The organism is Listeria weihenstephanensis (assembly GCF_003534205.1).
Classification (GTDB): Bacteria; Bacillota; Bacilli; order Lactobacillales; family Listeriaceae; genus Listeria_A; species Listeria_A weihenstephanensis.
In genome coordinates this window covers 1,161,500-1,186,871 of the sequence record NZ_CP011102.1, presented here as the reverse complement: position 1 = coordinate 1,186,871, position 25,372 = coordinate 1,161,500, and the positions used below count along the sequence as shown (strand labels likewise).

Here is a 25,372-nt window from a genome sequence, read left to right as displayed (position 1 = left end):
AATACGAGTCCCAGAGCCATTTTCTATTTAATAAACATCGCGTTTCGTAAATACCCAATATGATGTAACGAGTGCTACGACGGTCCAAACAAGCAAAGTCACGACAGAAAATCCGAGTGTCATGCCATCTACAGGTGGACTTGTCCCGTTCAAATAATTCGTGAGTTGCAAGTTTACCATGAATAAATATTTCGCACTTGGCCACGAAGATACGAGATTGCTCAGAATCGAACCCGTAATCAGCGCCGAAAGCATGATTCCCATCACAGCAGCCGTACTTTTCACAAGAACGGAACACATCAAGGTTAACACGCCGATAACGATGGCAACTAACCAAGCCAAGCCAAATTCCATCAATAAATATTGCCACATTGGTAGTGAGTAGACGCCGGCCGTCCCGACTGTATCACCACTCACGTCAAATCCAGTCAGAATCGGCGCGGTCCAACCACTATATCCGAACACAACGCCGGAAATGAGATAGGCTAAAACCGCTGAGGCGAGTAAAATAATCGAGACAGATAACATCATCGAAATAAATTTACTCGTCAAGATTCGCCATCTTTTCACCGGCCTTGTCAGCAAGAATTTAATCGTTCCACTTCCCGATTCCGAGGAAATGAGGTCCGCTGCAATCACCATCACGAATAATGGGAACAGCAAACCGATACCATTTTCAACAAATGATTTCAGAAAAGTTGGAGCCCCTGGTGCGTTCGGATTCACATCTTCATTGAGGTAGTACTGCAATTGCCCCAGCGTGACACGCATATACTTCTTATATTCATCTGGAATCCGATTCGAACTAAGTCGATTCTCAATATCAACAATCTGTTGTTGCACCTGTACATGCCAGTCCGTTGTGCCCGATTTCTGCTGATCTTCCTGATGCTGCCTAAATTGCGCATACGTAAAAATACCGACGATAATCGCGACAAGAAACAAAATAATCAGGAGGCGGCGCTTACGATAAAGCTTTAGTTGCTCATTATATACTAAATTAATCAATGCCTTGGCCTCCTGTCAATTCGATAAATAAGTCTTCTAGCGACGGCGTTATTTTCTGCATTTCCAACACTTGCACACCAGCGCGAACGACACGACTATTCCAAATTGGTAATTTATCCGCATCAAAACTCGTATAAAAGGCACCATCTTGCTCGGTAACCTCCGTCATCTCTTCTAAAATCGCTTTTCCTTTTGCCATCGGTTCAAAGCGCCAGCGCGTTTTTTCACGATCAGAAAGCAGTTTATCAACATCATCCGTCGCGATAATCTCGCCATTCGTCATAATCGCCACCCGATCACACAAAAGCTGAATTTCACTAAGTAGATGCGAAGACACGAGCACACTAATCCCTTCCTTTTTCGCTAAAAATCGAATGAAATCGCGCATTTCCCTGATTCCCGATGGATCAAGTCCATTTGTCGGCTCATCTAAAATAAGTAATTTCGGATTCGGCAATAGCGCCTGGGCAATTCCCAAACGTTGACGCATTCCAAGTGAATAAGTCGAAACCCGATCATGCACGCGCGCGCTCATACCAACAAGTTCCGCTACTTCATGAAGTCGTTCCGGTCTAATCGAAGGATCCATTCTCGCAAAATACGCAAGATTCTCCCATCCCGTCAAAAAAGGATAAAACTCTGGATTTTCAACGATACATCCAAGGCTTTTCATGGCTTCTGTGAAATGCTTCTGGATATCCTTACCACCAATCAAAATCGTCCCAGATGTTGGCTTGATGAGTCCTACTAACATCCGAATGGTCGTTGTTTTTCCTGCGCCATTTGGTCCTAGAAAACCAAAAACTTCGCCTTCGTTCACTTCAAAACTCAAGTCCTTAATAATTTGTCGTTTCCCAATCTTTTTATTCAAATCCTGAACTAAAAGCGCCGTCGTCATTGTGCCTCACCCTCCCCGTCTGTTGTCATTACGCTCGATACTCGGTCAGCAAATAATTGATATCCTGCCCCATTTGGATGAAAATGATCGCTTGAAAGATATTTTTTCCCGTTTAAGATAAAGTAATCATACGTTGGTACGTAAACAATTCGTGAATATTTGCTCGCCAAATTGGTCGTATCCATGTTCCATTTAGACGCAATACTAGCCAGCTCCGCGCGATTTGCTACATCCACAAACGGATTATATAAACCAAGATGATAAACAACCGCATCTTTATTTAACTCGCGAATTCGTTTATAGGTTTGCTCTAAATTTTTCAAGTATGCTGTTTCATTCTTTTGAATATCCGCCGCATTTAAATCCTCCAATGCCGCGCCACCACGAAATAGATCGTTACCGCCAATCGTCATTAAAATAACATCGGCGTTCTTCACTTGGTCCGCAATCTCCTTTTGGCCAAGCTGACTGAGTAACTGGTTGCTACGTGCGCCGCTGATAGCCAAGTTAGATAGCGTTACATTCGTGCCGTTTTTTTCAATCGTATCGACCACACGCCGAACGTATCCTTTGCCATCCGTATCCCCAACACCAGCTGTTAAAGAATCTCCCAATCCGGTTACTTGGAAACGACCTGATTTCTTCGTCTCTGTTGTCTTTTCTGTTTTTGCCGTTGAATCTGTCGTTGTTTTTCCAGTTGCCACTGCAAATAATCCTACTAAGCAGAGCAAAAGTGCCAATATCGAGATCCACGTCATCATGATAACCCATTTATTACGTTTCAAGTGCGTTCCTCCTGTTCGCTTCTTCTAGCCCCTCCCAAAAATAAAAGGAAGCCAATAAATCCTGTCACACCAACAAATAAAGGCAATATCCCGAGCATTGTTAGTTCCGCTCCACTGCTTTGCATACTGCTCATCTGTAGCCAACCAAATAATAATTCGCGCATCGCGATACCGATTCCAACATAGGCAAGTAGCGGCTGCCATTTTTGGAATAGTAAAAATGCGATAAAAATAAATGCCACCACTACAAATAAATATTCTCCTAACGCAATCATTGCCGGATAAAAAACATGTTTTTGGTAGTCAACGCCTTGCCAATCTTTCATTTCCGCATAGGCTTGATAACGTACGACCGCAAGCACAAGTCCAAGCCCAGCGCCAAGTAATACCATTACAAAACCGCTTACCGTCACCATTCGATTTTCTGATTTAGCTTTTACTAATCCTGGTTCCGTCGTATAAAATAGAATGAAGGCGGAAAACATCGCAAGTCCTGCTAACAATGATAAAATATTCGTATTTTGAATCGTTGCAGTTTCTTCCATCCCAATCACCGAACGAATCATAAAATACGTGAAGTACGTGACAAAAAGTAAACTTACCACGACTTCGGTTCCTTTTAACCGGCGACCAGAATAAGATAAAATTGCCGTTACAATCATCAAAATAGCCATCCCGAGCTCAACAATCCAATATACGCTTGAACGTTCTTGATCGAGCATCAGCATATACATTAGCCGCCTTACCGCACCAAGACCCGTAATCACACCAAAAACAAGCATTAATGCAATACCGATTTGATGCGTATAATATTTTCTCATCCCTTCACCATCCCCTCTTTATTTAGGTACCATTATACTTTTGATTAAGTATAGCAGAATTACGTCCAAACCAAAACAAAAAAGCCGAAATATGGCGAGAATGACACTTTGACATGCCTCCATCGTCCACTTCGACTTTCTCCGTGAAACTCGTGCGAATTAGCTTAACTTCTCCTGCCAAATTTCCAATAATACATCTAATTCTTCTTTAATATCCTGATTTGTCATTTCATCTTTTATATCAACAAGTTCTAAAATTTCCAAATCGACCGCGTCCATGCCGTATTTTGCAACGTCTTGTGCAATCACATATGGCAATGCACTCGGCTCATTCACTTTTTTCGCAAATTGGTATTTGTTCTCAATACCTTTTAAATTCATACTCGCAGCCAGCGCATAAATGCCCGACTCCTTGCTAATAAAGCGATACACGCCAGCACGGTGCTTCGTCTGCTTGTACGCGTTCGTCATTTCCTTCCGAGTTTCCTTCGATGATGTCATGTTCCAAACCTCCTTAATAACCTGCTTCTTTCAAAATTCGGCTTAACGTGCGCAAACGCTCACTAAGCAACTCGTCGCCATCCGCTAATGCTTGTTGGAAAAGTTCGATGTCCTCGGCAATCATCTGGTTATCCTCACATACAGCAACCGTCATCGCGTCTCCTTGCAAACCAATACGATCAATTTGTGGATTTTCTTTATCATATAAGCCCTCATATTTATAAGCGTCTTTAAAATATAACTTGGATCTCGCGATTAAAATAGCTAAATCAAGTACACGATGAAGTGGTAATTCTTCTGATTGGCGAGACCACTTCCCGCCAGTATGCCGCCAAACTTTTGCTGAAATATCAACTTTGCCGCGATCGTTCCATTGCGCTAAGCCAAGAGACAAGCCCTTCGCATCCGAATTATAGGCGTATTTGCCATCGACCTCTTCATAGTTTTCAGCTACAATGACTGGTTTGTGTTTTAAATTGGTTGGGATTTTCATGGTATCACTCCTTCTTAGTAATTTAGTAAATTAGTAACTTACTAAAAAGATTATAACACCTTCTTAAAGGAAAATCAACCCAACAAAAAAACACCACCTCATTTGGTAGTGTCTCTTGTCAAAAATTGAATTCTGGCATAGTCCACTTCGTCCGGAATAAACACGTTCCCCTCACTTGAAATCTGGATAACCGCTCTCTCCCCATTAAGAAGCACATCATATTCGCCCTGCTTTGGTACTACAAATTCATCGATTCCCAAAAGTTGATTCCCGAGCACCGTTTGCGCTTCCATAAAATACGGATGACCAAGAAGTTGCTCTGCTTTTTCAAAATCTCCTTCATATAAAGCCGCGCGAATATCGGTCGAGCTAATTTTATGCTGTGTTCCGTCGCGAATAAACGGCACTTCGGTCACAGGAACCGCACGCTCACCACAAAGATTGATCAATAAATCGACGTCAGAATCCCGCCCTTTACCGAAATTAAAGCTCTCGCCAACCACGATATGTCGCAAATTAAGACCACGCAAATGTTCTCTCACAAAAACTTCCGCGGAATTCTCTGCATATTTCACATCGAATTCGATATTGTACACCTTATCCACGCCAAAATGAGCCAGCCACAAAAACTTCTCGGCATCAGGTGTAATCGCTCTTTTATACGCAGGGTCTTTTTTCAACGCCCACAATGGATGCGGCGTAAAACAAACGATTGCTAGTTTTTCTCCGTTTTCACAAAACGATTTCGCCTTTTCTAGAAGATACTGGTGACCTTTGTGAACACCATCGAATTTACCGATAACTAGCACAATCGGTTCTGCACTATCTGGCAATTTATCCTTCACTTGAAAAACTTCCATTCCAAAAATCACTCCTCTACTATTCAAAGATACCCTATTTCAGCCTCGCTTCTCAACTGGTTTGCCTCGTCTACTAACAAATAGTAAGCAAGTTGGTTGTATTCCTGATTTCGGCACGCTATACTTACTATTAAACGCATCATTATTTTAGGAGGAATATACAATGAAAGTAGAAATTTGGTCGGACTTCGCATGTCCGTTTTGTTATATTGGAAAACGCAATTTTGAAGCTGGTTTAAAAGAATTTGGCCAAGATGTCGAAGTTGAATATCGTAGCTTTGAACTCGATCCTAGCGCACCAGTGAAATACGATCAAACGATGGATGAAATTTTAGCGGAAAAGTATGGTATGACCGTAGAAAAAGCGAAAGGCATGAACGACCAAGTCAGCGCGCAAGCTAAAGCGGTTGGTTTAGATTATCATTTCGATACGATGATCCCAACAAATACATTTGACGCCCACCGTTTACTTCAATTCGCCAAAACAGAAGGGAAATCCACCGAGTTAAAAGAAATTTTGCTCCATGCGTATTTCACAGACTCGAAGAACTTAGGCGATCATGAAACACTCGCGACTCTCGCTACAACGGTTGGCCTAGATAAAGCGGCTGTTTTAGAAATGCTTGCGAGTGATGCTTATGCAGCAGATGTGCGTGATGACGAACAAACTGGTGCTGCGCTTGGCATTCAAGGCGTACCATTCTTTGTTATCAATGAAAAATATGGCGTTTCTGGCGCACAACCTGCTGAAAGTTTTACCGAAGTCCTTGAAAAAGTTTGGAAAGAGGAAAATCCGCTGACGATGCTAAACAAAGATGATACTAATCAATGTTCTGGCGACTCATGTAACTGCTAACAGCGCAAAAATGGCACATTCGACGTAAAAATCGAATGTGCCATTTTTTTAGATAGAACTTGATGAAGAACTACTAGAACTTGAATCAGTATCCGGGTTAATAGAAGCGCCAGAGTTAGCGTCTGTATCACCACTCGATCCTGTTGTTCCATCTTGTTGCGCGCCTGGACTACCACTCGGCGGCGTTCCATTTGAACCGCTTGTTCCGCCCATTTGTGTTTGACCGTTTGACGGCATATTTCCTTGCCCCGTTGTACCTGCTTGATTAAATAGTGCAAAACCCATAAATGAGATCGTAATAACTGAAACAATACTTACGATAATAGTACTCCATTTCCACTTGTTCACCTGTTTTTTCGGTGCTATAAATTCACTTTCCATGTAATTTCCAGCTCCTTTCAATTGATTTAATCTTACCTAATAAATAAGACAAAACTATGAACGAGCCATGAAATTTATAATAACATTTTAAAAGCACTATACTAAAAATGATTGACATGATTTCCTACCAAAATTCAGCATGTCGACAAGTACTGAATTCCTAGGAAAAAGCGAGTACCAGCGCGGAATGTACTAGAGTATATGAGCACTGGAACGGAGCTTTTAACGAAGGAAATGAGTGCTTATCGACACGCTAAAAAGGCCTCTCCAAATTCAATAACCACACTTTGCGATCAACATCATTACCATTGTATCCGCCGAGTTTCCCGCCAGCTCGAATCACACGATGGCATGGAATTATAATTGGAATCGGATTGGCACGGTTCGCTTGGCCCACCGCCCGCACTGCTTTAGGACTCCCTGCAAGCTCTGCAATCTCTTTATAAGAAACAGTTTCCCCGTAAGGTATCGTTTGCAAAGCCTCCCAAACTTTCATTTGAAAAGCCGTTCCCGAGACTTCGATCGGCACAGAAAAATCGTTTTTCTCTCCAGCAAAAAAAGCTTCCAACTCTATTTTTAATTGTTGCATCAAATCGATTTCCAGGTTACTAACATCCATCCGATCATCTAAAAAGGACGCTTCATCGTAAGAAATATATTTCACCGCTTCCTCCGATACACCAAGATAAACCTTTCCAAGTGGCGTCTCCATCTCATTTACATAGATTTTCATCATCTTCCCGCCTCCTCTTCCTTCCTCCAAAATAGCATATTCGCGTACAAATAACCACCTAAATTTTATTATTCACTAAAAATGGTTATTCTTTCTGGAATTGGGGTAAAAGTAGTGAGTACGACTAAAGTGTACATTACAGAATGGGGGAAAAATGATGTCAAGAAAAATTGAATTAATACTTGGACTTATTGGTTCTATCGTTGGGCTAATCGCAGGATTTTGGATTATCAATTATGGTAACGATTTAACAAATTACATCCAAACTTTCACGTATTTAAGTGGTACTTTTGGTGATGAAGTGGCGACACTCGGTTGGGTGACAGTCGTTGCATCGGCTCTAGCACTTGTCGCGTCACTACTTATCAAAAAAAACCCACGTGGTTGGGGTGTTCTACTCGTACTTATCGGCATTCTTATGTTCTTCGTTGTCGGCCAAATCTGGATCGTATCAGGAATTCTTTTAATCCTTGCTGGTTTAATGGGGATCTTCCGTGTACCGAATCCAAGATAAAGTTCGCTTTTTAGATCAGACTAGTGACTTATGTTGCTAGTCTTTTTCATCGATTTATTGTAGTCTAGGAAGAAAGGAGGTTGATCCTGTGGACGCATACTTATTTCCAATAAAAATTGCCGTGCTATTATTTCCCATACTCGCATTTGTTTTGACGCTGCCATTCGCGATTTACCAGTATCGTAAATTCGGTGGGCTAAATTTTCTGCGCAATGTGGTTTTATATACGTTCATTTTTTACTTATTATGCGCGTTCTTGTTGATTTTACTACCACTCCCAGATCCGGATGATGTCGCAAAAATGACGGGCTCTGCGGTACAACTCATCCCATTTAAATTCGTTCAGGATTTCCTCGCGCACACCGTCATCGTCTGGAATGACCCAAGTACATATTTGGTCGGACTAACACAAGCCGTTGTTTTGCAACCGATTTTTAACATTCTACTTGTGATTCCCTTTGGTATCTATTTACGCTATTATTTCCGCTTTTCATTCCGCAAAACCATACTTTTCTCATTTTTACTTTCGCTCTTTTTCGAAGTCACACAACTAACTGGAATTTACGGGATTTACCCACACGCATACCGGCTTTTTGATGTCGATGATTTAGGTTTAAATACACTCGGAGGCATCGTCGGGTATGCCATTGCGCCACTGTTTACAAGCCTTTTACCATCTCGCTCTAAAATGGATGAAATCACCTATCTCAAAGGAAAACGAGTCAGCTACATCAGACGCCTGCTCGCCTTCATCGTTGACTGGTTCCTGCTTGACGTCCTAACATGGATCCTCGGCACAGCTCGCGTCATTCCCTTTAAGAAACTAGAAATAAACGGCGGCACAGGTTTTTCACAGCTTTGGTGGCTCGTCTTGCTTGTTTTCCTTTATTTCATCGTCATCCCAAGATTCGCCCGCGGACAAACGATCGGAAAAGGGCTCGTTCGGATTCAGATAAAATCAACAAATAGCGAGAACCTCACATTCAAACACCTCTTTATTCGTAACGCCCTGCTTTATTATGTAGCACTTGCCACCATTATTTTACCGCAAAATCCATTTTTCATAGATCGCCTTTCACCTGTACTTTTTTTAACCGTTATTGGAATTGGCTTTGTCGCTGGTTTTATGTTTTTCATTCATATTTGTATCAATGTTTTCTCGAAAGACCGACAATTATTTTATGAAAAATTGAGTCATACTGCGCATGTAAGTACTTTTAAACCAAAAAAATCTGACCTCTAAAATAGAGATCAGATTTTTTATTTTGCTAGGTTTATCTGCCTTTCGTTTTTATCCAGTGATAATCTTCTCTTTTGGCAGTCTAATCGCATTTTTCTTACCGTCACGTGTTCTGAAGGATAACATCATGTACATGATTCCCACGCGGCCGATAAACATCAGCAAGATGATCACAATTTTGCCGATTGTTGTCAGATTCGTCGTCAAACCTATCGATAATCCGCATGTTCCAAAGGCCGAGAATACCTCGACAATGATGGCCATTAACTCCGCCTGCTCGGTGTAGCCAAGTGTTACGATAGCACTGACGCATAAAATCGTTGCAAAAATCGCGACAGCAAGTGCTTTTCTAACGTCTTCTTGGTACAACTCACGCCCAAAAATATAAATATGATTGCGCCCGCGAATAACCGAGTATAAGAATAAAATCGTGATTGCAAATGTTGTCGTCCGAATTCCGCCACCAACAGAACTTGGCGATGCCCCGATAAACATTAAGGCAGAAACGACTAGCAGCGTCGGATTAGTAAGCGCTGATGTATCGATCGTTGAAAGTCCCGCGCTTCTGGAAGTTGCAGATAAGAACATTGAGTTGAAAAAGCCTTCATCAAGTGACGTTCCTTTGAAATAATGCTGGCTCTCCATCGCCCATATTAGCAAGCCACCAACGACTAGCAAAGCCATGTAAGTCGCTGTTGTTACTTTTACGAATAGGGAAAATCGGAAGGGGATCAGCGTATTTTTTTCGAATAAGAAACGTCTTGCTTCGATCAAAACTGGGAACCCGATCCCGCCCGCAATAATAAGTAAAATCGTGATGAATTGGACGAAATAATCATTCACAAATGGCGTCAAGGAATAACCAGTAATGTCGACGCCTGCATTGGTAACCGCAGAAACCGAGTTAAACAGCCCCTGAAACATCGCTTCCCCGACATCGCCTTTATAATAGGGAATGAAATAAATCCCAAGAATAAGCCCACCGATAATTTGCAACCCAAAAATTAAAACGAGTATTTCTCGAAGCATCCGAACCATGCCGCTAAGCGTAAACTGATTGGTATCCGTCATAATTAACTGGCGCTGTTTCAGACCAATTCGCCTTTTTAAAATTAAGTAAAAGAAGGTGCTCAGCATCATGACACCGAGTCCACCAATTTGGAATATACCCATCAAAACCCAGATGCCAGCGCGACTGTAAGATTCGCCGATATCGACCGAAGCAAGCCCCGTCACGCTCACCGAACTCGCGGCTGTAAATAGCGTATCAATGAAGGAAATATGCACACCGGGTTTTTGTGTGAAAGGCATACTAAGAATCGCGGTTGCAATCGTGACAGACCAGATATAGAATGTAATGATGACTTGTATTGGAGTCATTTTAGACATCCGTGCTCGCATTCTTCCACGCCTCGACGTGCCACCAATCATATAATTATCCCTTTTGTTTCTCTTTTTTCCTCGCAATTATATAACCACCTAAACCAATGATAATCATGACCGCCCAAAATGTGATTTCCCATGCAGGCGAATCAGGAAATGTTTCTGGCAAAATGCCAACTTGCGGATGTGCCAACGTAATAACGGCCATCTTCACGCCAACCCAACCAACGATCAAAAACGCCGCTGTTTCAAGTGTAGGATAGCGTTCTAGTAATTTCACGACTTGTGTTGCTGCAAAACGAATCACAATAAGTCCCGCTAATCCACCTGTAAACATCACGATGAATTGGCCAGCACTCATGCCACCGATTTCGTACGTACCGATAGCTGGAAGTGTCACAACTAAGGCAGCTGCTGCTAACATGGAATCAAGCGCAAACGCAATATCCGTTAATTCGACACGTGCCACCGTTCCCCAAAAGGAAGTAGGCTTCGTATCTTTCTCGACCGCGTCTTCTTTTGACTTCCCTTTTCTCTTGTCCCAAATATGCTTTATAGCTAGGTAAAGTAAGTAAATCGCTCCAATTGCTTGGATTTCCCAAAAATTAACTAAGTATGAAATAATAAGCATGGCGATTAATCGGAAAACAAATGCGCCAACTAAGCCATAAAATAAAGCTTTACGTTGCTGTTCATGAGGTAATTTCTTCACGATAACTGCCATAACAACAGCGTTATCTGCGGAAAGTACACCTTCTAAAACTACTAAAATTAAGAATACCCACAGATACTCTCCCCAAATCGATATATCCATTTTCACCCCACCGTTTCTTTACTCTTCACTTTAACATATTTACTAGTCTTTTTGCTATTTTTATGTTGTTAAAACGTAACATAAAAACTCCCGCATAATACGGGAGCCTAGATTTCAGAAAAACTACCTTACATGATACTCCACTAAACTTCAGCGTGTTGTTGGAGATCTTCGACATGGAATGAGTTAGTGCTCCAATATGCAGAGAAATTTCATTTATCTGCCATCCTTATTTGCTTAGTTTCTAGGCAAAAGCGAGTACCAGAGCGGAGCGTACTGGGGTACGTGAGCACTGGAACGGAGCTTTTAACGTAATGGATTACATGTTCGCTTTGCTCTCATGCATATTGGGACTGTAACTTATTTCATTCGAACAGTCCCAACAATGAGTGTTTGTCGACACGCTGAACTCCCGTATGATACGGGAGTCAGGATATTATGCATTAGCATCTGGATTTTTCTTCGCTGCACGTGCTGATACGAGCCAGCCCCAAAGGATGATACCGATCATAACAGCCCAGAATGTTACTTTCCAAATGGTTGAATGTGGGAAATGTTCTGGTATAACGCCTAGTTCTGGATGTGCTAATGTGTATACGACTAGCTTCACGCCGACCCAACCAACGATTAAGAATGCTGCTGTTTCAAGTGATGGGTATTTTTTCAGTAGTTTTACGAATTGTGTTGCGGCGAAACGGATACAGATTAGTCCGATTAGACCACCGATGAACATCACGCTAAATTGTCCCGCATCTAGTCCCCCGATTGTTCCCCAACCTGTTGCTGGTAGTGTGATCGCCAGTGCAACAGCTGCAAGCATCGAGTCAATCGCAAACGCAATGTCTGCAATCTCTACTTTTAAAACGGTCACCCAAAAGCTTGAGCCTTTGCCTTCTTTGACTTTGTGCCCGCCGTCTTTGCCTTTCATGTGTTTCCACATGTGGCTAATACAGATGTACAGTAGGTAGGCCGCGCCCAGTGCTTGAACTTGCCAAACTTCTGCCAAAAATGAGATTAGGAAAAGCGCTGCGAAACGGAACACAAATGCTCCGATTAAGCCGTAAAATAAAGCTCTTTTTTGTTGTTGTTCGGGTAAATGTTTGACCATCACGGCCATAACAACGGCGTTATCCGCTGCAAGAATTCCCTCTAAACCTATTAGGACGAGTAACACCCATCCATATTCTAAAATCATCGCTGTATCCAATAAAATTCCTCCTTATTTGTTTCAACAATCGTCATAAGCGTCTATTCGTAAACATCAAAAAACGAGACCCCTGCCGATAATGGCAAAGGTCTCGCTGACATTTAATGTTAAAATGTTGATAAAACCGATGGAACAGAGTCCATGTAATGACGACTTTATCTTAGCCTAAAAAATAAGGCTACCGCTACTCCCCCTTGACGAATGTCAAAAGTGATATTTGATTGATAGGAAAATAATATCACAGAATAGGGCGCTATGTCAATAACCTGACAAATAATCAGAATGCAATATTTACTTCATGGCTTTTTTAATTTTTACGGATTAGAAATCCTGCTGATGTTGCGACTAATAATGCGCCTATAAGTTCAGCTAGTCCACTATTTTTATCGCCTGTTGCGGGTAGTGTTGTCATGGATGTTGGAGTAGCGCTATTAGCTTCTTGCACTGCCGCTTTTTTCGGTGTCACTTTCACAATCAGCTTTTGTCCTACTTTTATTTCATTAGTAGTGAGGTTATTCCATTTCTTCAACTGCTGCACGGTGGTCTCGAATTTTGTAGCAATGCTTGGAAGGGTATCACCTTTTTTCACAACGTAGATTTGCACTTCATTATCGCCATCTGTCATGGTCGTTACTTTTGGTTCTGTGGGAGTTACAGCGATTAGATCTGTGGGTTCTGTCGGTGGATCTGGCGTCGTGGTTGGCGGTTCAGGATTTGTGGTTGGCGGATTTACAGGAGGTGGCGTGCTTCCTCCACCTTCTCCACCACCAGAATAATCATTAACAGTGGCATTTCTTGATTGTTCGGTAATGTTTGTGCCACCAATCTTCGCTGTATTTTTATAGCTGAATTGGCCACCCGCCATTTTTGTTTGATAGCTGATCACGACAGATTTATCGATGAGATTCCCCAGTTCTAAACGAAAACTACGATTCGCGTCCAGTGTGACATTTTCATTTTTACTACTGATTTCTTTTTTATCAACATCGCGGTATTTCACTTTCACTTGGCCGACAAGCGTTTGACCAGCACCCATCACATCGGTGTAATACGCATCGCTAATATCGACGAGCGCATTATTGAGCGTGACCGTCCAGTTGATCAGACTACTATCCTTCGCATCAATTTTACCTTGCTTGAAAACAACAGTCGGTGTCACCGTTCCGCCACCGCCAGAATTCACTTTATGAATCATCACGTCAAGCGTTGTCGATGCACCCGCCGTTGGAAATGTTATCGGATTTGTTTGATCCGTTACGATATTATTTTTATTAAAATCCGCGTAAAAGAACATCGAGCCTTTAATATCTGTGTGCGTGTCGACAAATGTGGTGAATGTGAGGACTATTTTATTGTTAATAGGATCAACAACCGCTTCGGCTACAGCATTTCCATTGTTATCCTTCAGCAAAAATGGTGCAAAACTGACATATTTCAATTGTTCTGGCAGTGATATCGTCATCGTTTCACCGCTATGCACAGTTTGTGTTAAGTCCCAATTATAAACCACTTTCACGCGATCATTTTCCTTGAAATCTGTTGTCGCAACACCATTCTTATTTTGGAGCTCTACGTTGGTGAAAAATTGCGAACCATAATCTGTCGCGGCTTTCGCTTCATGGTCTCCTGTGCCTAATAATGTTGCGCCAAATACGATCAATCCTATCAAGAAAAATATTGTTTTCTTCATCATTCCACCCCTTTGATATTCTGCCTATTTTTTCCCTTGTTCTTTTCCGTTTAAACATGCAAAAAAGAGCCCGTAAAAGGACTCTTCGTTTTTATAATAAAGATGTTAACTCAATATCAGGATTCTTATCGTGGAACCAGTTTAGTGCGAACTGATTTTCAAATAGGAATAGTGGTTTGTCAAAGCGATCTTTTACGAGCATGCTACGTGCTGTTGAAAGTTTCTCATCGACGTCCTCCTCTTTGATCCAGCGAGCGATTTTAGAACCGATTGGCTCCATGCGGATTTCGGAATTATATTCATTGTTCATACGGTGCTCAAATACTTCAAATTGTAGTTGACCGACCGCACCAATAATGTAATCCTCCATGCGCCATGTTTTGAATAACTGAATCGCGCCTTCTTGAACGAGTTGTTCGACACCTTTATGGAAATGTTTTTGTTTCATAACATTTTTTGCGGAAACTTTCATGAATAATTCTGGCGTAAATTGCGGTAGTTTTTCATATTGAAGCGTCTTGCTACCGTTTGTAATCGTGTCGCCAATTTGGTAATTCCCTGTGTCATACAGGCCAATAATATCGCCCGCAACGGCACTGTTGACTGTTTCGCGATCATCCGCCATAAACTGCGTGGAGTTCCCAAGTTTGATCGCCTTGCCCGTGCGCGTTAAGTTCACCGACATCCCACGCTCAAATTCACCAGAACAAATGCGTACAAACGCGATCCGGTCACGATGGGCTGGGTTCATGTTCGCTTGAATTTTGAAGATAAATCCGGAGAACTTATCCATGTAAGGATCGATTTCACCTTCATTAGACTGGCGCGGTTGTGGTGCTGGCGCGAAATTCACATACGTTTTAAGGAATGTTTCCACACCAAAATTCGTTAGGGCGCTCCCGAAAAATACAGGCGTCAATTCGCCAGACGCGATCCGCTCTTCGCTAAAGTCATTGCCAGCTTCATCTAGCAACATGATTTCATCGAGCGCCTGCTCATAATAACTCGAGTTTTGAATCGGATGTGCTTCTGCTAAATCGCCATTTTCACCGAGTGGTAAGAAGCGTTCGTCGCCGTCCACACGATATTGCTCGACTTGACGATGGTAGCGGTCATATAAGCCACCGAGCTCTTTTCCCATCCCGATTGGCCAGTTCATCGGATACGATTCGATCCCCAAAACTTCTTCCAATTCTGCAAGCAACTCAAGTGGCGCCTTCCCTTGACGATCCATTTTGTTGATAAAAGTAAAAATCGGAATTCCGCGCATCCGACAAACTTTGAATAGTTTCAAGGTCTGCGCCTCAATTCCTTTCGCGCTATCGATAACCATCACAGCGCTATCTACCGCCATCAATGTCCGGTACGTATCCTCACTGAAATCCGAGTGACCCGGTGTATCCAAAATATTAATCCGTGAACCGTCGTAATCAAATTGCATCACAGAACTCGTTACCGAAATCCCACGTTGCTTCTCGATTTCCATCCAGTCACTTGTCGCAAACTTACCTGATTTCTTTCCTTTTACCGTTCCCGCCGAGCGAATAGCTCCACCAAAAAGCAATAACTGCTCTGTAATCGTTGTTTTCCCCGCATCGGGGTGAGATATAATTGCAAAAGTTTTGCGCGAAGCAACCTCTTTTTTTAAATCTTGCACCATTTTAAAATTCCTCCTAGACATACTCACATTTCTTTAGTATATCACATCGAGGCGTTTTTGAGATAGTTTTTCGTGAAAAATAATGGCAGATTTCGCGCTTTTTATCGTGCGAGTAAACATCCAAATAAACCGATGCGTATCATGACATCGGTTTATCATTAGAACTTTTTAGTTATTTCTATTTCTGCGTGCGAACAAGGTAAATACACTTCCGAGAATCAATATGGAACCTATTAAAATGAGCCATAAAGATGTCTGCGTATCACCCGTTGCTGGTAAATCTTGTTCTGGTGTTTTCGCGGTTTCTCCTACTTGTATGTTCGAGTCATTTTTTGGTGGCGTAATTGTCGCTTCATTATCTGGATCTATCGGAGTCGCCGGGTTTGTTGGCGTTGTTTCGCCTGTGTCGCCAGGTTTAGGTATTGTTGCCGCTGCCGTCAATGTGATCTGCACCGATTTTGTCGTTGCAGCTCTGGCTTTACTTTCTGATGCCAACGATAGCGTACCTTCATAAACTCCCGCTTTGGGTGCCGCCCAATTGAGATTCGCCACGTCAAGCATTACATCCAGATCATGTCGCTCCGTGTCCCCTTCCAAATTGTAATAACCACGCGCTTCCAGTTTTTTCAGGAGATACGATTTTTTCGCAGTTTCCCCAGAAATCGTCTGTAATTCGGATAATGGTAGAGATATTTTGTTCAGACTTTCAATCGCGTTATTTTTTGCTAACGTTTCAAAAACTACTTCGATCGTGTGCCCCGCAGTTAGCGCGTCAAATATATACGTCATTCCAGAAAGCATCACCACTTTCCCATCTACAAGCACTTGTTTCACGCGATATCCTGCGTCGGCCTGCACCGCAAAGCTTGGCTTTTCACCCGCATTGTAACTCTGTTTTCCGTTCGGCGTAATCGTTCCACCGACACCAGCTTTGGCATCGATTTGAAACATGGCCTTGCCGTTTTTCAAAACGAGCGTCGATAGCGCTGGCGCTTTCACAGAACTCGCTTTTGTAGCTAAATTCGTCGTTGTTTCTCCAATTCTAACGCTGTACTGATTAGCTGGAATCGCGATCTCTTTTTCCGCTTTATTCGCATTGAAAATCACGATATAAGATGTTTCAGCCTCTTTCATTTCATACGCGATCACATTTTCGTCTTGCTTGATAATCTTCATTTTCTGATTGATCTCGGCATAATCTGTCATTCGGAAAAGTGGCTCTGTGTTGCGAAGTTGCATCACGGCTTGCGTTTCTTTCACCGATTCCACATTGTCCGCATAACGATCCCAGTCCAACTTATTGATCGCGTCACTCGATTGGTAACTGTTCTCATCACGATCTTTCGTCCGGAAAAATTCTTGTCCAGCGTGGATAAACGGCACGCCTTGTGAGAGTAACACGATATCCGTCGCCAACTTCTGCATTTTCTTTTTATCTGCTTCGGTATCATTTGGATTCGAGTACGAAAGCTTGTCCCAAAGCGTCAAATTATCATGAGCCTCCGCATACTGAATCACCTGACTCGGCTTGGCAAAATCATAAATACCTTGACCTTGATCACGCAAACTCCCCGCTAAAATGTTCTTTGCAACCAGCTCTTCTTTTCCAGTCGCGCCATTTACAAAACCAGGTTCCGCTTCTTGACCACCCCATGTGCTTCCCTTAATAGCATCACGAATCGAGTCATTAAAATGCGCAATTTCTGGCATTTTGGAGGCATTTTTTTGGTTCGCTTTTGCATCACTTGCAAGCGGCGTACCTAAATCCCAACCTTCGCCAAGAACGATGATCGATGGGTCAATTTTGTTCAGTTCCGCCTTAATCGCGTTCATCGTATCGACATCGTGAATGCCCATCAAATCAAAACGAAAGCCATCCATGTGGTATTCCTTCGCCCAATAAGCGACACTGTCAACCATATATTTACGCATCATCGCACGTTCCGACGCCGTATCATTCCCAACACCTGTTCCATTAGAAAGCTTGCCATCATCACCGTAGCGGAAGTAATATCCCGGTACCGTTTTTTCAAAAGAATGCGCGCCAGCCTCATATACATGGTTATACACAACGTCCATAATCACACGCAAACCATTGTTATGGAGGCCCTGAACCATCTGCTTTGCCTCATGAATTCGCGTCACAGGATTGTACGGATTCGTGCTATAACTACCTTCCGGGACATTGTAATTTTTCGGATCATATCCCCAATTATACGGAAACGCACCGAGTTGTTCGGAAGTACTTTGATGCTTTTCCTCGTCAAGCGATGCATAATCAAACATCGGCAAAATTTGAACATGCGTGATGCCGAGATTTTTCAAATAATCGATTCCCGTCGCGTCCCCATTCGCCGTCTTCGTTCCTTCTTCAATCACACCTAAATATTTCCCTTTGTGGACCGTATCTTTATTCGCAATGGAGAAATCACGAACATGCATTTCATAAATAATCGCATCTGTCGGATTCGTAAACGCTGGCATGCGACTCGTTTCCCAATTCGCCGGCACCATTTGCGCTGGATCTAAAATCACCGAACGATTTCCATTTGCCGTCGCCGCTTTGGCATACGGATCTTGAGACGTCGCTTTCTTCCCGTCCGCAAAAACAAGCTCATACGTGTACGCCGTTCCCGACGGAATTTTCGCAGCAAACTCCCAAATCCCCTGGGCTTTCGGTGTCATGTCATAACTTTGCGCCACAGCACTATTCGGCAAATTATCTTGATACGTCGTCAATTTCACACTTGCAGCAGTCGGTGCCCACAAACGCCAGACACTCTGCTCCGCGCCATACGTTGCGCCAAGCGGTTCGGTGCCTGTATACGCAAATTTCTTGTCAAAATCAGGATTTCTAACAATACTAGTCGTATCCACAAATTTCTCGCCAAAACCATTCGTCTTCACGCTCAAAGCGGCTTGAATCGGCAAATCTTGCGCTGTTTCAATGTAAAAAATAGCTGGGTTTGTCGCGTCCCTCCGAATATTCGAAATCGCAACCGCGTTCCCGTCCTCAGTAAGCGTAACATCCGCCATCAAATCAAGCGCTGTCGCATCACGGTTTAGCGTCACTTTCACCTCTCTGAAACTTGCCAAACTCGCTGTTTTTATTTGCTTCGTCACATCCGCAAAATTCGGATTTCGGTAATTCGTTTTATCACCACTTACAATCCAAACCTCAGCCTTCCCATCATCGGTAAACAGATACACCATTCTGTCATCCTCTGTCCCGTCTTTTTCCCACGCCCCATTCACATCTCGCGCAATGGTAAAGCCGATATTGGACAGACTTACCCCACTAAAATTCGCTTTCACAGATTGCCACTCACCGTCCGACTGCCCATCTTTGAAATCAAGTTTTTGCGTACTCGTTGCTCCCTCTGCCCAAGAATGCACGAACCAATCGCTGTAATCCTTGTCATCACGATGATAGTAAAACGTCACGTCCAAATTATCGTGACTCGGCAGATCCGCTAAATTAGCCGGTTTTGCAGACATCTCTTCCTTCCCAAATTCCAGCCAAACCTCAGTGATTCCGTCTTTCGTTTTAATATAGCGATCACTTGGAATATCGCGGTCGCCACCCCAACCAGAACCATTTTTAATCAGGAATCCCAGTTCTTCCTGCACGCCTTCCGCATCAATTACCGCTACCTTAGAATAGTCGCCATACGCATTCGTGTCTTCAAAAACAACCTCATGCCCAGCAACACCATCATTATTCCAAACCCACATTTGCCAAGCTTTACTCGCCTGATCTTTCGGATTATAATGCACAATGACTTTCGTTTTACTCTCTTTATTTTCCGCTAAAACACCATCATTGACACTGCTAACAAGCTTGCTCTCTACATTGGCCTTGGTTTCAGATGTCGCCGCTTCCTCCGCAAACCCCTCAATTCCAACGCCAAAACTCTGTACTCCAAATAAAAGAACGATCAAAACGACTAGATACTTACGCCACATTTTTTTCAAATTAGCTACCCCTTTTTCGTTTTTAGGAAAGCGCTTTCCTTTATTAAAGTATAAGCAAGGTCTCCTGTTAAAATCAACCTAAATAAAACTGTTAACGATAACAACTTGTAAAATTCGCATCAAATTCAGAGTTTTCTTTGTCTTATTTTCAGTAAAAAATCTAGATGCATCGAGCTACACATCTAGATAAATTCATATTAATATATTTAGGTGCTCATGAAATAGACAAAAGCTCTTCCAACTATATTTACGATAACTATAATAATTAGTGCCGTTAGCAAGATTTTCGTTGGCCACTTTTTAGGTAGGGATTTCTGGTAAGATATGAGGCTATAAATTGCGAGGCAAACAAATGCGCACACCGTTGCAATATTAAGGATTAGCCCGATATAAACATACCACGTAGCTCCATCGATGCCTTGATTTAAATCAGCTTTCATCGTTTTTAAAACCGTATCATGACTTACCTTTTCACCAGCTTTTTGCTTACCTTCCATGACCAGTGCTGCAAAACCAGAAGCGTAAGCAGTAGCATAAGAAACACCTGTATCTAGTGTCAATTTATTATCGAAGTAAGTGCTTGTTAAATCCTCACCTGGCGCATAGACGTCGACTTTCTTTTCTTTAAATTCGTCAGCGTAGATTTGACCTTGTAAATTTAGCATGCCAACAGAGATGACATTTGGATAAGCGCCCGGATAAGCTTTAAACGTATCTCCTTCTGCCCGAATGTTTCCAGATGATGCGATAACGATAATATTATTTTCTATCGCATTATTTATCGCCTGCTTCAATTCGGAATTCCCTTTACCAAACTCTAAACTAATATTGATAATATCCACTTTCTGATCGATCGCCCAGTTTAAGCCTTTAACGACATCGTCAAATCCAACTTTTCCGCTATCATTGGCAACCTTCGCGATATAAAGCTCGGAATTAGGCGCGATTCCAATGAGACCCTCGCCATTTTTACGTGCGCCAATAATGCCTGCGATCTTTGTTCCATGACCATTCTTATCGGAAAAATCGGCAGCATTGTTTGTCGTGAAATTTATACCTTTTTTGAAAGTCAGATCACGATTGGATTTATCAATACCAGTGTCTAAAATGGCGATTTTGATGTTCTTTCCCGTAACATTTTCCTTGTAATAACTATCTATACTTCCCGCTTCATCGGATTGGTTGACTTCACGATCTGATTGAACGATTTTTGATGCGAATACACTGAGCGGCGTTTGAAATATTATTATTGTGAATAAAACTATAAAGCATATTTTCGCAGTATTTTTCATTTTTATGTACTCCTTTTATAGGTATCCGTCTCCATCAAATCGTAACGTATGTCACTACAATTTTCAACTGTTAGCTTATTCATATAACTTCTTACTTTCGAAACCACAGCACACTAAAAAAACTATCATCAACTAAGATGATAGTTCCAGACTGTAGAAAAACTGCCATACATGATACTTCGCTAAACTTCAGCGTGTCGACAAATGCTTAGTTTCTAGGCAAAAGCGAGTACCGGCGCGGAGCGTACTGGAGTACGAGAGCACTGGAACAGAGCTTTTAACGACGAAAATGAGTGTTTGTCGACACGCTGAAACTATCATCAACTAAGATGATAGTTCCCTTCAAAACTTATTTAACCTCTTCAACGTCCTCACTCGGAATTTCCACTTCTACAATTTCCTCAGGCTTCTGTGATTTCACAGCATTCGTCAAATCTTCAATGCTATTTTTCACGTTGCCTTTGCCAGAGAAATTCTCAAGTAATTCACGAATATCAAGACCCGTCGTTGCTTTCAAACTTTCTTGCGCTGTCGCCATCAAATTCGTGGCGTAACCACTCACTTTATTCGCGCCACCGTTCGTTTCACTACTTCCAGTATCCACAACTGTGATCGAATCGATGTTAGCCATCGGAGCGGCAACTTGTTTCGCGTACTCAGGAAGCATGCTCACGATCATATCCAGCATCGCAGCTTGTCCGTACAACTCATACGCTTCCGCAATTTTTTGTTTCGCTTCGGCTTCGGCAAGACCTTGCAATTTGATAACCTCTGCTGCCGCTGTACCTTGTGCACGCTCGGAATCAGCTTTGGCGATACCTTGCACACGTACTTGCTCCGCCTCAGCTTTGGCTAGCGTTTCAATTCTGTATTGATTCGCTTCGGCTTCGGCGTACTCTTGACTCTTACGCGCTGCGGCCGCTTGTTCAATCGAATAACGATCCGCATCTGCTTTTTTCTTCACTTCGGCGTCATATTGACGTTCGCGACGCTTAATTTCGCGATCTTCTAACTCAATTTGCTTCTCACGCTCGATGATTTTTACTTGCATTTGTTGCTCGATAACTTCTTGTTTCGAACGTGCCGATTCCAAATCATACGCCTGATCGGCTACGGCCTTCGCAGTTTCTTGCTCACTACGATATTCCGCAACTTTCAATTGATTTTGCTTCTCTGCTTCGGCGATCTCTGTTTTGCGTTCTAACTCGGCGCGCGTTGCTTCTTTTTCCGCTTCCGCACGTCTCATCCGCGTTTCTTTCGTCGCTTCGGCTTCGGCAACATCCGCATCACGCTTCACTTGCGCAATCCGTGGTTTACCTAACGCGTCCAAATAACCATTGTTATCGCGTACTTCTTTCAGCGTAAACGATACGATAATAAGTCCCATTTTCGACAAATCTTGCGTCGCAACACCTTGAACTTCTTGGGAGAACTTATCACGATTTTTATATATTTCTTCCACGGTCATCGAACCTAGAATCGCACGTAAATGCCCTTCCACGACCTCAATCGCTTCATTTTCACGTTCCTGCGTTGTCTTTCCTAGAAACTGTTCCGCTGCTGTCGCAATTTCTGAAACCGAACCACCAATTTTGATGATCGCCGTCCCATCTGCCGTTACTGGAACACCTTGCTCCGTATAAATTTCTGGCGTCCGAACTTCCAACTTACTCGAAAGTAAGCTAAGCGGGGCTGATTGCTGGAATACCGGCATAACAAACGTACCGCCACCACGTACAATCTTCACCCGTTTTCCGCCCTCATCTGTGAACACATTTTTCTTCCCTAAATAACTCCCTGATACGATCAACGCTTCATCCGGCCCAACCGTCTTATATTTCGTAATAAATACGATTAAAAATAAGACTAAAATTGCCACCGCAATAATCACGATCATCGTCACGCCACTTGTTAGTAAATCCATTTTTAGTAATTCCTCCTTGTCGTCTCCGTTTTTAAAACTAGGCTCTCTTTATTTCAAAAATGGTTCATACGGCACAACCGTCACAAAAGAATCCGTGGCATCGATTATCAATACCGTTTCATCCCGTCCGATTGGTTCGTTTTCATCACTTTTGGCAGCTTTGGAAATATTACCGGCAGTCATTTCGATAATCACTTCACCAAAACCGTCTTTTGGAACAGGCGTAATCACTTTTGCAACTTTACCTTCTAAATCCTTCGTCTCATACGCAATCGAGTCACTTTTTCTCGAAAGCGGTAACAGAATTCCGAAATAAAGAATAGAAGAAAAGGCAATGCCAATCACGATGGCCGCAATTAGAATTGTGCTACTGGAAAAAGACGTATATTTCTCTCCAAAGTAACCTGTTGCTGATGCAAATCCCAGAAAATAAAGCAAAACAGAACCTGGAATTGGTAGTAAATCCAAAACTAAACTGATAATTCCAACAGAAAAGATCAACGCTGTCAGGACATCGATCAAAATAATGATGCCGACAATGATCAAAACGGTGGAATAGACGGTCTCGATTGGATATCCAAATAGTGTCATTATCATACCTCCATTCCAAATGCGAGAACAATAGCCTCATTACTATATTACCAAATAATGCGCTTACTCACAAGCGGCTCATGAAATGCTTGGATTTGGTGGGGAAATTGCGAGGAGCGGGGTTTTTCGGATTTAGAGCAAAAAAAAAGCGAACCTTGCGAGGTTCGACTTTTTTCCCTATAGTAGTTTCTCGATTGCTTCCTTCATTGATAATGGTGTATCTTTTGGTGCGTAGCGTTCTACCACATTGCCGTCGCGGTCAAGCAGGAATTTCGTGAAGTTCCATTTGATTCCGCCGCCTAGCAAGCCTTTTTTCTGCTTCGTTAGGATTTCAAATACAGGATTTATATCAGATCCGCGTACTTTAGATTTTGCGAAAAGTGGGAAGGTCACACCATAGTTGATTTTGCAAAACTCTTCAATTTCGTTGGATGAGTCGAGTTCTTGATTCATGAAACTATCAGACGGGAAACCAAGAACGGTAAATCCTTTATCCTTATACTCTTGATATAATGTTTCTAACTCCTCATATTGTGGTGTAAAACCGCATTTGCTCGCCGTATTTACCACGATGATGACGTCACCTTTATACTGGTCTAGCGATACTTTTTCTCCGTGAAGTGTTTCTTGTTCTAATTCAAAAATGGACATGTTTACTTCCTCCTTCTTATTTCACCATATCAGAAAATAAATACGCGTACACTAACTTTTCGGTATGATATAAAGAATCTCGGTGCGTGCGTTCATAGGCGTGGCTGGCGTCAATTCCTGGGCCAATCAGACCGTGCACAATGTCAAAACCAGCTTTGATCGCGGCACTTGCGTCGGAACTGTAAAACGGATAAATATCGACTTTATAATCGATGCCATTCTCCTCGCAAAGTTGTACCAAGTTTTTGCGCAAACCGTAGTGATATGGGCCGCTTCCGTCTTTGGCACAAATCGAAACGGTGTATTCATCGGATGTTTGGCCGTCGCCGAGCGCGCCCATGTCGATTGCCAAATACTCAATGGTTTCTGGTGGAATGTTCGAATTCCCGCCGTAGCCAATTTCTTCGTTGTTTGAAATCAAGAAGTTCGTCGTATATGGTAACTCTGCGCCATCTTCTTGTAATTTTTTCAAAAGGGATAACAGAATCGCAACGCTTGCTTTGTCGTCCAGATGGCGCGATTTAATAAAGGCATCATCAATAATCTCCACGCGTGGATCGAGCGAAACAAAATCGCCAACTCCGATTCCAAGTGCCGCTACATCCTCACGATTAAACACTTTCGCATCTAGACGTATTTCGATGTTTTTCGCATCACGTGCCGCCGTTCCAGCATCTTGGTACACGTGAACAGAAGTTTGGTGCATCAAAATAGTACCCGTATACTTTTGTCCAGCGCTCGTTTCAATCAGACAATATTCGCCTTCGATCGCGTTAAAACGGTATCCACCAATCAGGTTGATTGCCAGACGACCATCGGATTTCACTTCTTTAACCATCGCGCCGAGCGTATCGACGTGTGCTGTCAACATCCGCTGTTTTGTCGCATCTTTTCCTGGAATGCTAACAAGTAACGCCCCTTTATTATTTCGTGTGCTTGCAATCCCAGCTTCTTTTAAGAAATTTTCGACAAAGATAAGTACCTGTTCCGTATTTCCAGTTGGGCTCGGTATCGATGTCAATTCCTTGATCAACTGCATCGTTTCTAAGGTTTTCGGTTCAAACGCCATGCTCTAATTCCTCCTTACACTTTCTT

General features: G+C 42.6%; 23 protein-coding genes and 1 riboswitch. Of the genes, 3 read left to right on the top strand and 20 right to left on the bottom strand.

Annotation, left to right across the window (positions count from 1 at the left end; all coding sequences use genetic code 11):
* Positions 1–27: 27 nt before the first annotated feature.
* From UE46_RS05765 to UE46_RS05735, 7 genes are all read right to left on the bottom strand, one after another.
* Positions 28–1,008 (bottom strand): ABC transporter permease, encoded by a 981-nt coding sequence (locus UE46_RS05765; RefSeq protein WP_036061105.1) that lies wholly within the window; start codon positions 1,006–1,008, stop codon positions 28–30.
* Positions 1,001–1,906, bottom strand: coding sequence for an ABC transporter ATP-binding protein (locus UE46_RS05760; protein ID WP_036061103.1), 906 nt, complete (start codon positions 1,904–1,906; stop codon positions 1,001–1,003). The genes UE46_RS05765 and UE46_RS05760 overlap by 8 nt, the downstream gene beginning before the upstream one ends.
* Complete coding sequence (locus UE46_RS05755; protein ID WP_036061101.1) at positions 1,903–2,691, bottom strand: SGNH/GDSL hydrolase family protein; 789 nt, start codon at positions 2,689–2,691, stop codon at positions 1,903–1,905. Before UE46_RS05755 ends, UE46_RS05760 begins: the two co-directional genes overlap by 4 nt.
* Complete coding sequence (locus UE46_RS05750; protein WP_036061098.1) at positions 2,688–3,512, bottom strand: hypothetical protein; 825 nt, start codon at positions 3,510–3,512, stop codon at positions 2,688–2,690. Before UE46_RS05750 ends, UE46_RS05755 begins: the two co-directional genes overlap by 4 nt.
* Positions 3,513–3,671: 159 nt before the next feature.
* Positions 3,672–4,013 (bottom strand): GIY-YIG nuclease family protein, encoded by a 342-nt coding sequence (locus UE46_RS05745; protein ID WP_036061097.1) that lies wholly within the window; start codon positions 4,011–4,013, stop codon positions 3,672–3,674.
* Positions 4,014–4,026: 13 nt separating this feature from the next.
* Positions 4,027–4,506, bottom strand: coding sequence for a DUF6530 family protein (locus UE46_RS05740; RefSeq protein WP_036061096.1), 480 nt, complete (start codon positions 4,504–4,506; stop codon positions 4,027–4,029).
* Between the two features lie 98 nt (positions 4,507–4,604).
* Positions 4,605–5,366 carry an adenylyltransferase/cytidyltransferase family protein gene (locus tag UE46_RS05735; protein WP_036061094.1) on the bottom strand — a complete coding sequence of 254 codons (762 nt, stop codon included), beginning with the start codon at positions 5,364–5,366 and terminating at the stop codon, positions 4,605–4,607.
* Between the two features lie 163 nt (positions 5,367–5,529).
* Between UE46_RS05735 and UE46_RS05730 the strand changes: the two genes are divergently transcribed.
* Positions 5,530–6,222: a DsbA family oxidoreductase gene (locus UE46_RS05730; RefSeq protein ID WP_036061093.1), complete on the top strand. Its 693-nt coding sequence runs from the start codon at positions 5,530–5,532 to the stop codon at positions 6,220–6,222.
* A gap of 48 nt (positions 6,223–6,270) precedes the next feature.
* On the opposite strand, the gene UE46_RS05725 is transcribed toward UE46_RS05730, so the two are convergent.
* A complete protein-coding gene (locus UE46_RS05725; protein ID WP_036061091.1) occupies positions 6,271–6,603 on the bottom strand; it encodes a hypothetical protein in 333 nt (110 codons plus the stop codon).
* A gap of 253 nt (positions 6,604–6,856) precedes the next feature.
* Complete coding sequence (locus tag UE46_RS05720) at positions 6,857–7,330, bottom strand: methylated-DNA--[protein]-cysteine S-methyltransferase (protein WP_411431064.1); 474 nt, start codon at positions 7,328–7,330, stop codon at positions 6,857–6,859.
* Positions 7,331–7,490: 160 nt separating this feature from the next.
* Between UE46_RS05720 and UE46_RS05715 the strand changes: the two genes are divergently transcribed.
* Both UE46_RS05715 and UE46_RS05710 read left to right on the top strand, forming a co-directional pair.
* Positions 7,491–7,850, top strand: coding sequence for a DUF4064 domain-containing protein (locus tag UE46_RS05715; protein WP_036061088.1), 360 nt, complete (start codon positions 7,491–7,493; stop codon positions 7,848–7,850).
* Positions 7,851–7,938: 88 nt separating this feature from the next.
* Positions 7,939–9,093, top strand: a complete 1,155-nt coding sequence (locus UE46_RS05710) for a VanZ family protein (RefSeq protein WP_036061086.1) — start codon at positions 7,939–7,941, stop codon at positions 9,091–9,093.
* 48 nt (positions 9,094–9,141) lie between these two features.
* On the opposite strand, the gene UE46_RS05705 is transcribed toward UE46_RS05710, so the two are convergent.
* The 11 genes from UE46_RS05705 to UE46_RS05655 all read right to left on the bottom strand — a co-directional run bounded on the left by UE46_RS05705 (position 9,142) and on the right by UE46_RS05655 (position 25,346).
* The gene (locus tag UE46_RS05705) at positions 9,142–10,479 is read right to left on the bottom strand and encodes a TrkH family potassium uptake protein (protein ID WP_036061146.1); all 1,338 of its coding nucleotides are present in this window, start codon (positions 10,477–10,479) and stop codon (positions 9,142–9,144) included.
* Positions 10,480–10,525: 46 nt separating this feature from the next.
* The gene (locus UE46_RS05700; RefSeq protein ID WP_036061085.1) at positions 10,526–11,287 is read right to left on the bottom strand and encodes a TerC family protein; all 762 of its coding nucleotides are present in this window, start codon (positions 11,285–11,287) and stop codon (positions 10,526–10,528) included.
* 436 nt (positions 11,288–11,723) lie between these two features.
* On the bottom strand, positions 11,724–12,494 hold the full coding sequence (locus UE46_RS05695) for a TerC family protein (protein WP_036061084.1): 771 nt from the start codon (positions 12,492–12,494) through the stop codon (positions 11,724–11,726).
* 96 nt (positions 12,495–12,590) lie between these two features.
* Positions 12,591–12,699, bottom strand: a riboswitch (yybP-ykoY riboswitch).
* 102 nt (positions 12,700–12,801) lie between these two features.
* A complete protein-coding gene (locus UE46_RS05690; protein WP_077912521.1) occupies positions 12,802–14,187 on the bottom strand; it encodes a collagen binding domain-containing protein in 1,386 nt (461 codons plus the stop codon).
* A gap of 88 nt (positions 14,188–14,275) precedes the next feature.
* Entirely contained in the window at positions 14,276–15,844 is a 1,569-nt protein-coding gene (locus UE46_RS05685; RefSeq protein WP_036061081.1) for a peptide chain release factor 3, read from the bottom strand.
* A gap of 168 nt (positions 15,845–16,012) precedes the next feature.
* Positions 16,013–19,810, bottom strand: a complete 3,798-nt coding sequence (gene pulA, locus UE46_RS05680) for a type I pullulanase (protein ID WP_233231015.1) — start codon at positions 19,808–19,810, stop codon at positions 16,013–16,015.
* Between the two features lie 215 nt (positions 19,811–20,025).
* Positions 20,026–21,111 carry a S8 family serine peptidase gene (locus UE46_RS05675; RefSeq protein WP_051492934.1) on the bottom strand — a complete coding sequence of 362 codons (1,086 nt, stop codon included), beginning with the start codon at positions 21,109–21,111 and terminating at the stop codon, positions 20,026–20,028.
* 349 nt (positions 21,112–21,460) lie between these two features.
* Positions 21,461–23,008, bottom strand: coding sequence for a flotillin family protein (locus UE46_RS05670; RefSeq protein ID WP_411431063.1), 1,548 nt, complete (start codon positions 23,006–23,008; stop codon positions 21,461–21,463).
* Between the two features lie 75 nt (positions 23,009–23,083).
* Positions 23,084–23,626: an NfeD family membrane protein gene (locus UE46_RS05665; RefSeq protein ID WP_036061078.1), complete on the bottom strand. Its 543-nt coding sequence runs from the start codon at positions 23,624–23,626 to the stop codon at positions 23,084–23,086.
* A gap of 177 nt (positions 23,627–23,803) precedes the next feature.
* The gene (locus UE46_RS05660) at positions 23,804–24,277 is read right to left on the bottom strand and encodes a glutathione peroxidase (RefSeq protein ID WP_036061077.1); all 474 of its coding nucleotides are present in this window, start codon (positions 24,275–24,277) and stop codon (positions 23,804–23,806) included.
* 16 nt (positions 24,278–24,293) lie between these two features.
* The gene (locus UE46_RS05655; protein ID WP_036061075.1) at positions 24,294–25,346 is read right to left on the bottom strand and encodes a M42 family metallopeptidase; all 1,053 of its coding nucleotides are present in this window, start codon (positions 25,344–25,346) and stop codon (positions 24,294–24,296) included.
* Positions 25,347–25,372 lie beyond the last annotated feature (26 nt).

What these genes read in the sequence shown, in the direction of transcription:
- UE46_RS05690 (WP_077912521.1), bottom strand. Translation starts at nt 14,187, where the DNA reads ATGATGAAGAAAACAATATTTTTCTTGATAGGATTGATCGTATTTGGC.
- UE46_RS05715 (WP_036061088.1), top strand. Translation starts at nt 7,491, where the DNA reads ATGATGTCAAGAAAAATTGAATTAATACTTGGACTTATTGGTTCTATC.
- UE46_RS05685 (WP_036061081.1), bottom strand. Translation starts at nt 15,844, where the DNA reads ATGGTGCAAGATTTAAAAAAAGAGGTTGCTTCGCGCAAAACTTTTGCA.
- UE46_RS05660 (WP_036061077.1), bottom strand. Translation starts at nt 24,277, where the DNA reads ATGTCCATTTTTGAATTAGAACAAGAAACACTTCACGGAGAAAAAGTA.
- UE46_RS05745 (WP_036061097.1), bottom strand. Translation starts at nt 4,013, where the DNA reads ATGACATCATCGAAGGAAACTCGGAAGGAAATGACGAACGCGTACAAG.
- UE46_RS05760 (WP_036061103.1), bottom strand. Translation starts at nt 1,906, where the DNA reads ATGACGACGGCGCTTTTAGTTCAGGATTTGAATAAAAAGATTGGGAAA.
- pulA (WP_233231015.1), bottom strand. Translation starts at nt 19,810, where the DNA reads ATGTGGCGTAAGTATCTAGTCGTTTTGATCGTTCTTTTATTTGGAGTA.
- UE46_RS05740 (WP_036061096.1), bottom strand. Translation starts at nt 4,506, where the DNA reads ATGAAAATCCCAACCAATTTAAAACACAAACCAGTCATTGTAGCTGAA.
- UE46_RS05725 (WP_036061091.1), bottom strand. Translation starts at nt 6,603, where the DNA reads ATGGAAAGTGAATTTATAGCACCGAAAAAACAGGTGAACAAGTGGAAA.
- UE46_RS05705 (WP_036061146.1), bottom strand. Translation starts at nt 10,479, where the DNA reads ATGTCTAAAATGACTCCAATACAAGTCATCATTACATTCTATATCTGG.
- UE46_RS05670 (WP_411431063.1), bottom strand. Translation starts at nt 23,008, where the DNA reads ATGATCGTGATTATTGCGGTGGCAATTTTAGTCTTATTTTTAATCGTA.
- UE46_RS05675 (WP_051492934.1), bottom strand. Translation starts at nt 21,111, where the DNA reads ATGAAAAATACTGCGAAAATATGCTTTATAGTTTTATTCACAATAATA.
- UE46_RS05735 (WP_036061094.1), bottom strand. Translation starts at nt 5,366, where the DNA reads ATGGAAGTTTTTCAAGTGAAGGATAAATTGCCAGATAGTGCAGAACCG.
- UE46_RS05750 (WP_036061098.1), bottom strand. Translation starts at nt 3,512, where the DNA reads ATGAGAAAATATTATACGCATCAAATCGGTATTGCATTAATGCTTGTT.
- UE46_RS05665 (WP_036061078.1), bottom strand. Translation starts at nt 23,626, where the DNA reads ATGACACTATTTGGATATCCAATCGAGACCGTCTATTCCACCGTTTTG.
- UE46_RS05700 (WP_036061085.1), bottom strand. Translation starts at nt 11,287, where the DNA reads ATGGATATATCGATTTGGGGAGAGTATCTGTGGGTATTCTTAATTTTA.
- UE46_RS05655 (WP_036061075.1), bottom strand. Translation starts at nt 25,346, where the DNA reads ATGGCGTTTGAACCGAAAACCTTAGAAACGATGCAGTTGATCAAGGAA.
- UE46_RS05730 (WP_036061093.1), top strand. Translation starts at nt 5,530, where the DNA reads ATGAAAGTAGAAATTTGGTCGGACTTCGCATGTCCGTTTTGTTATATT.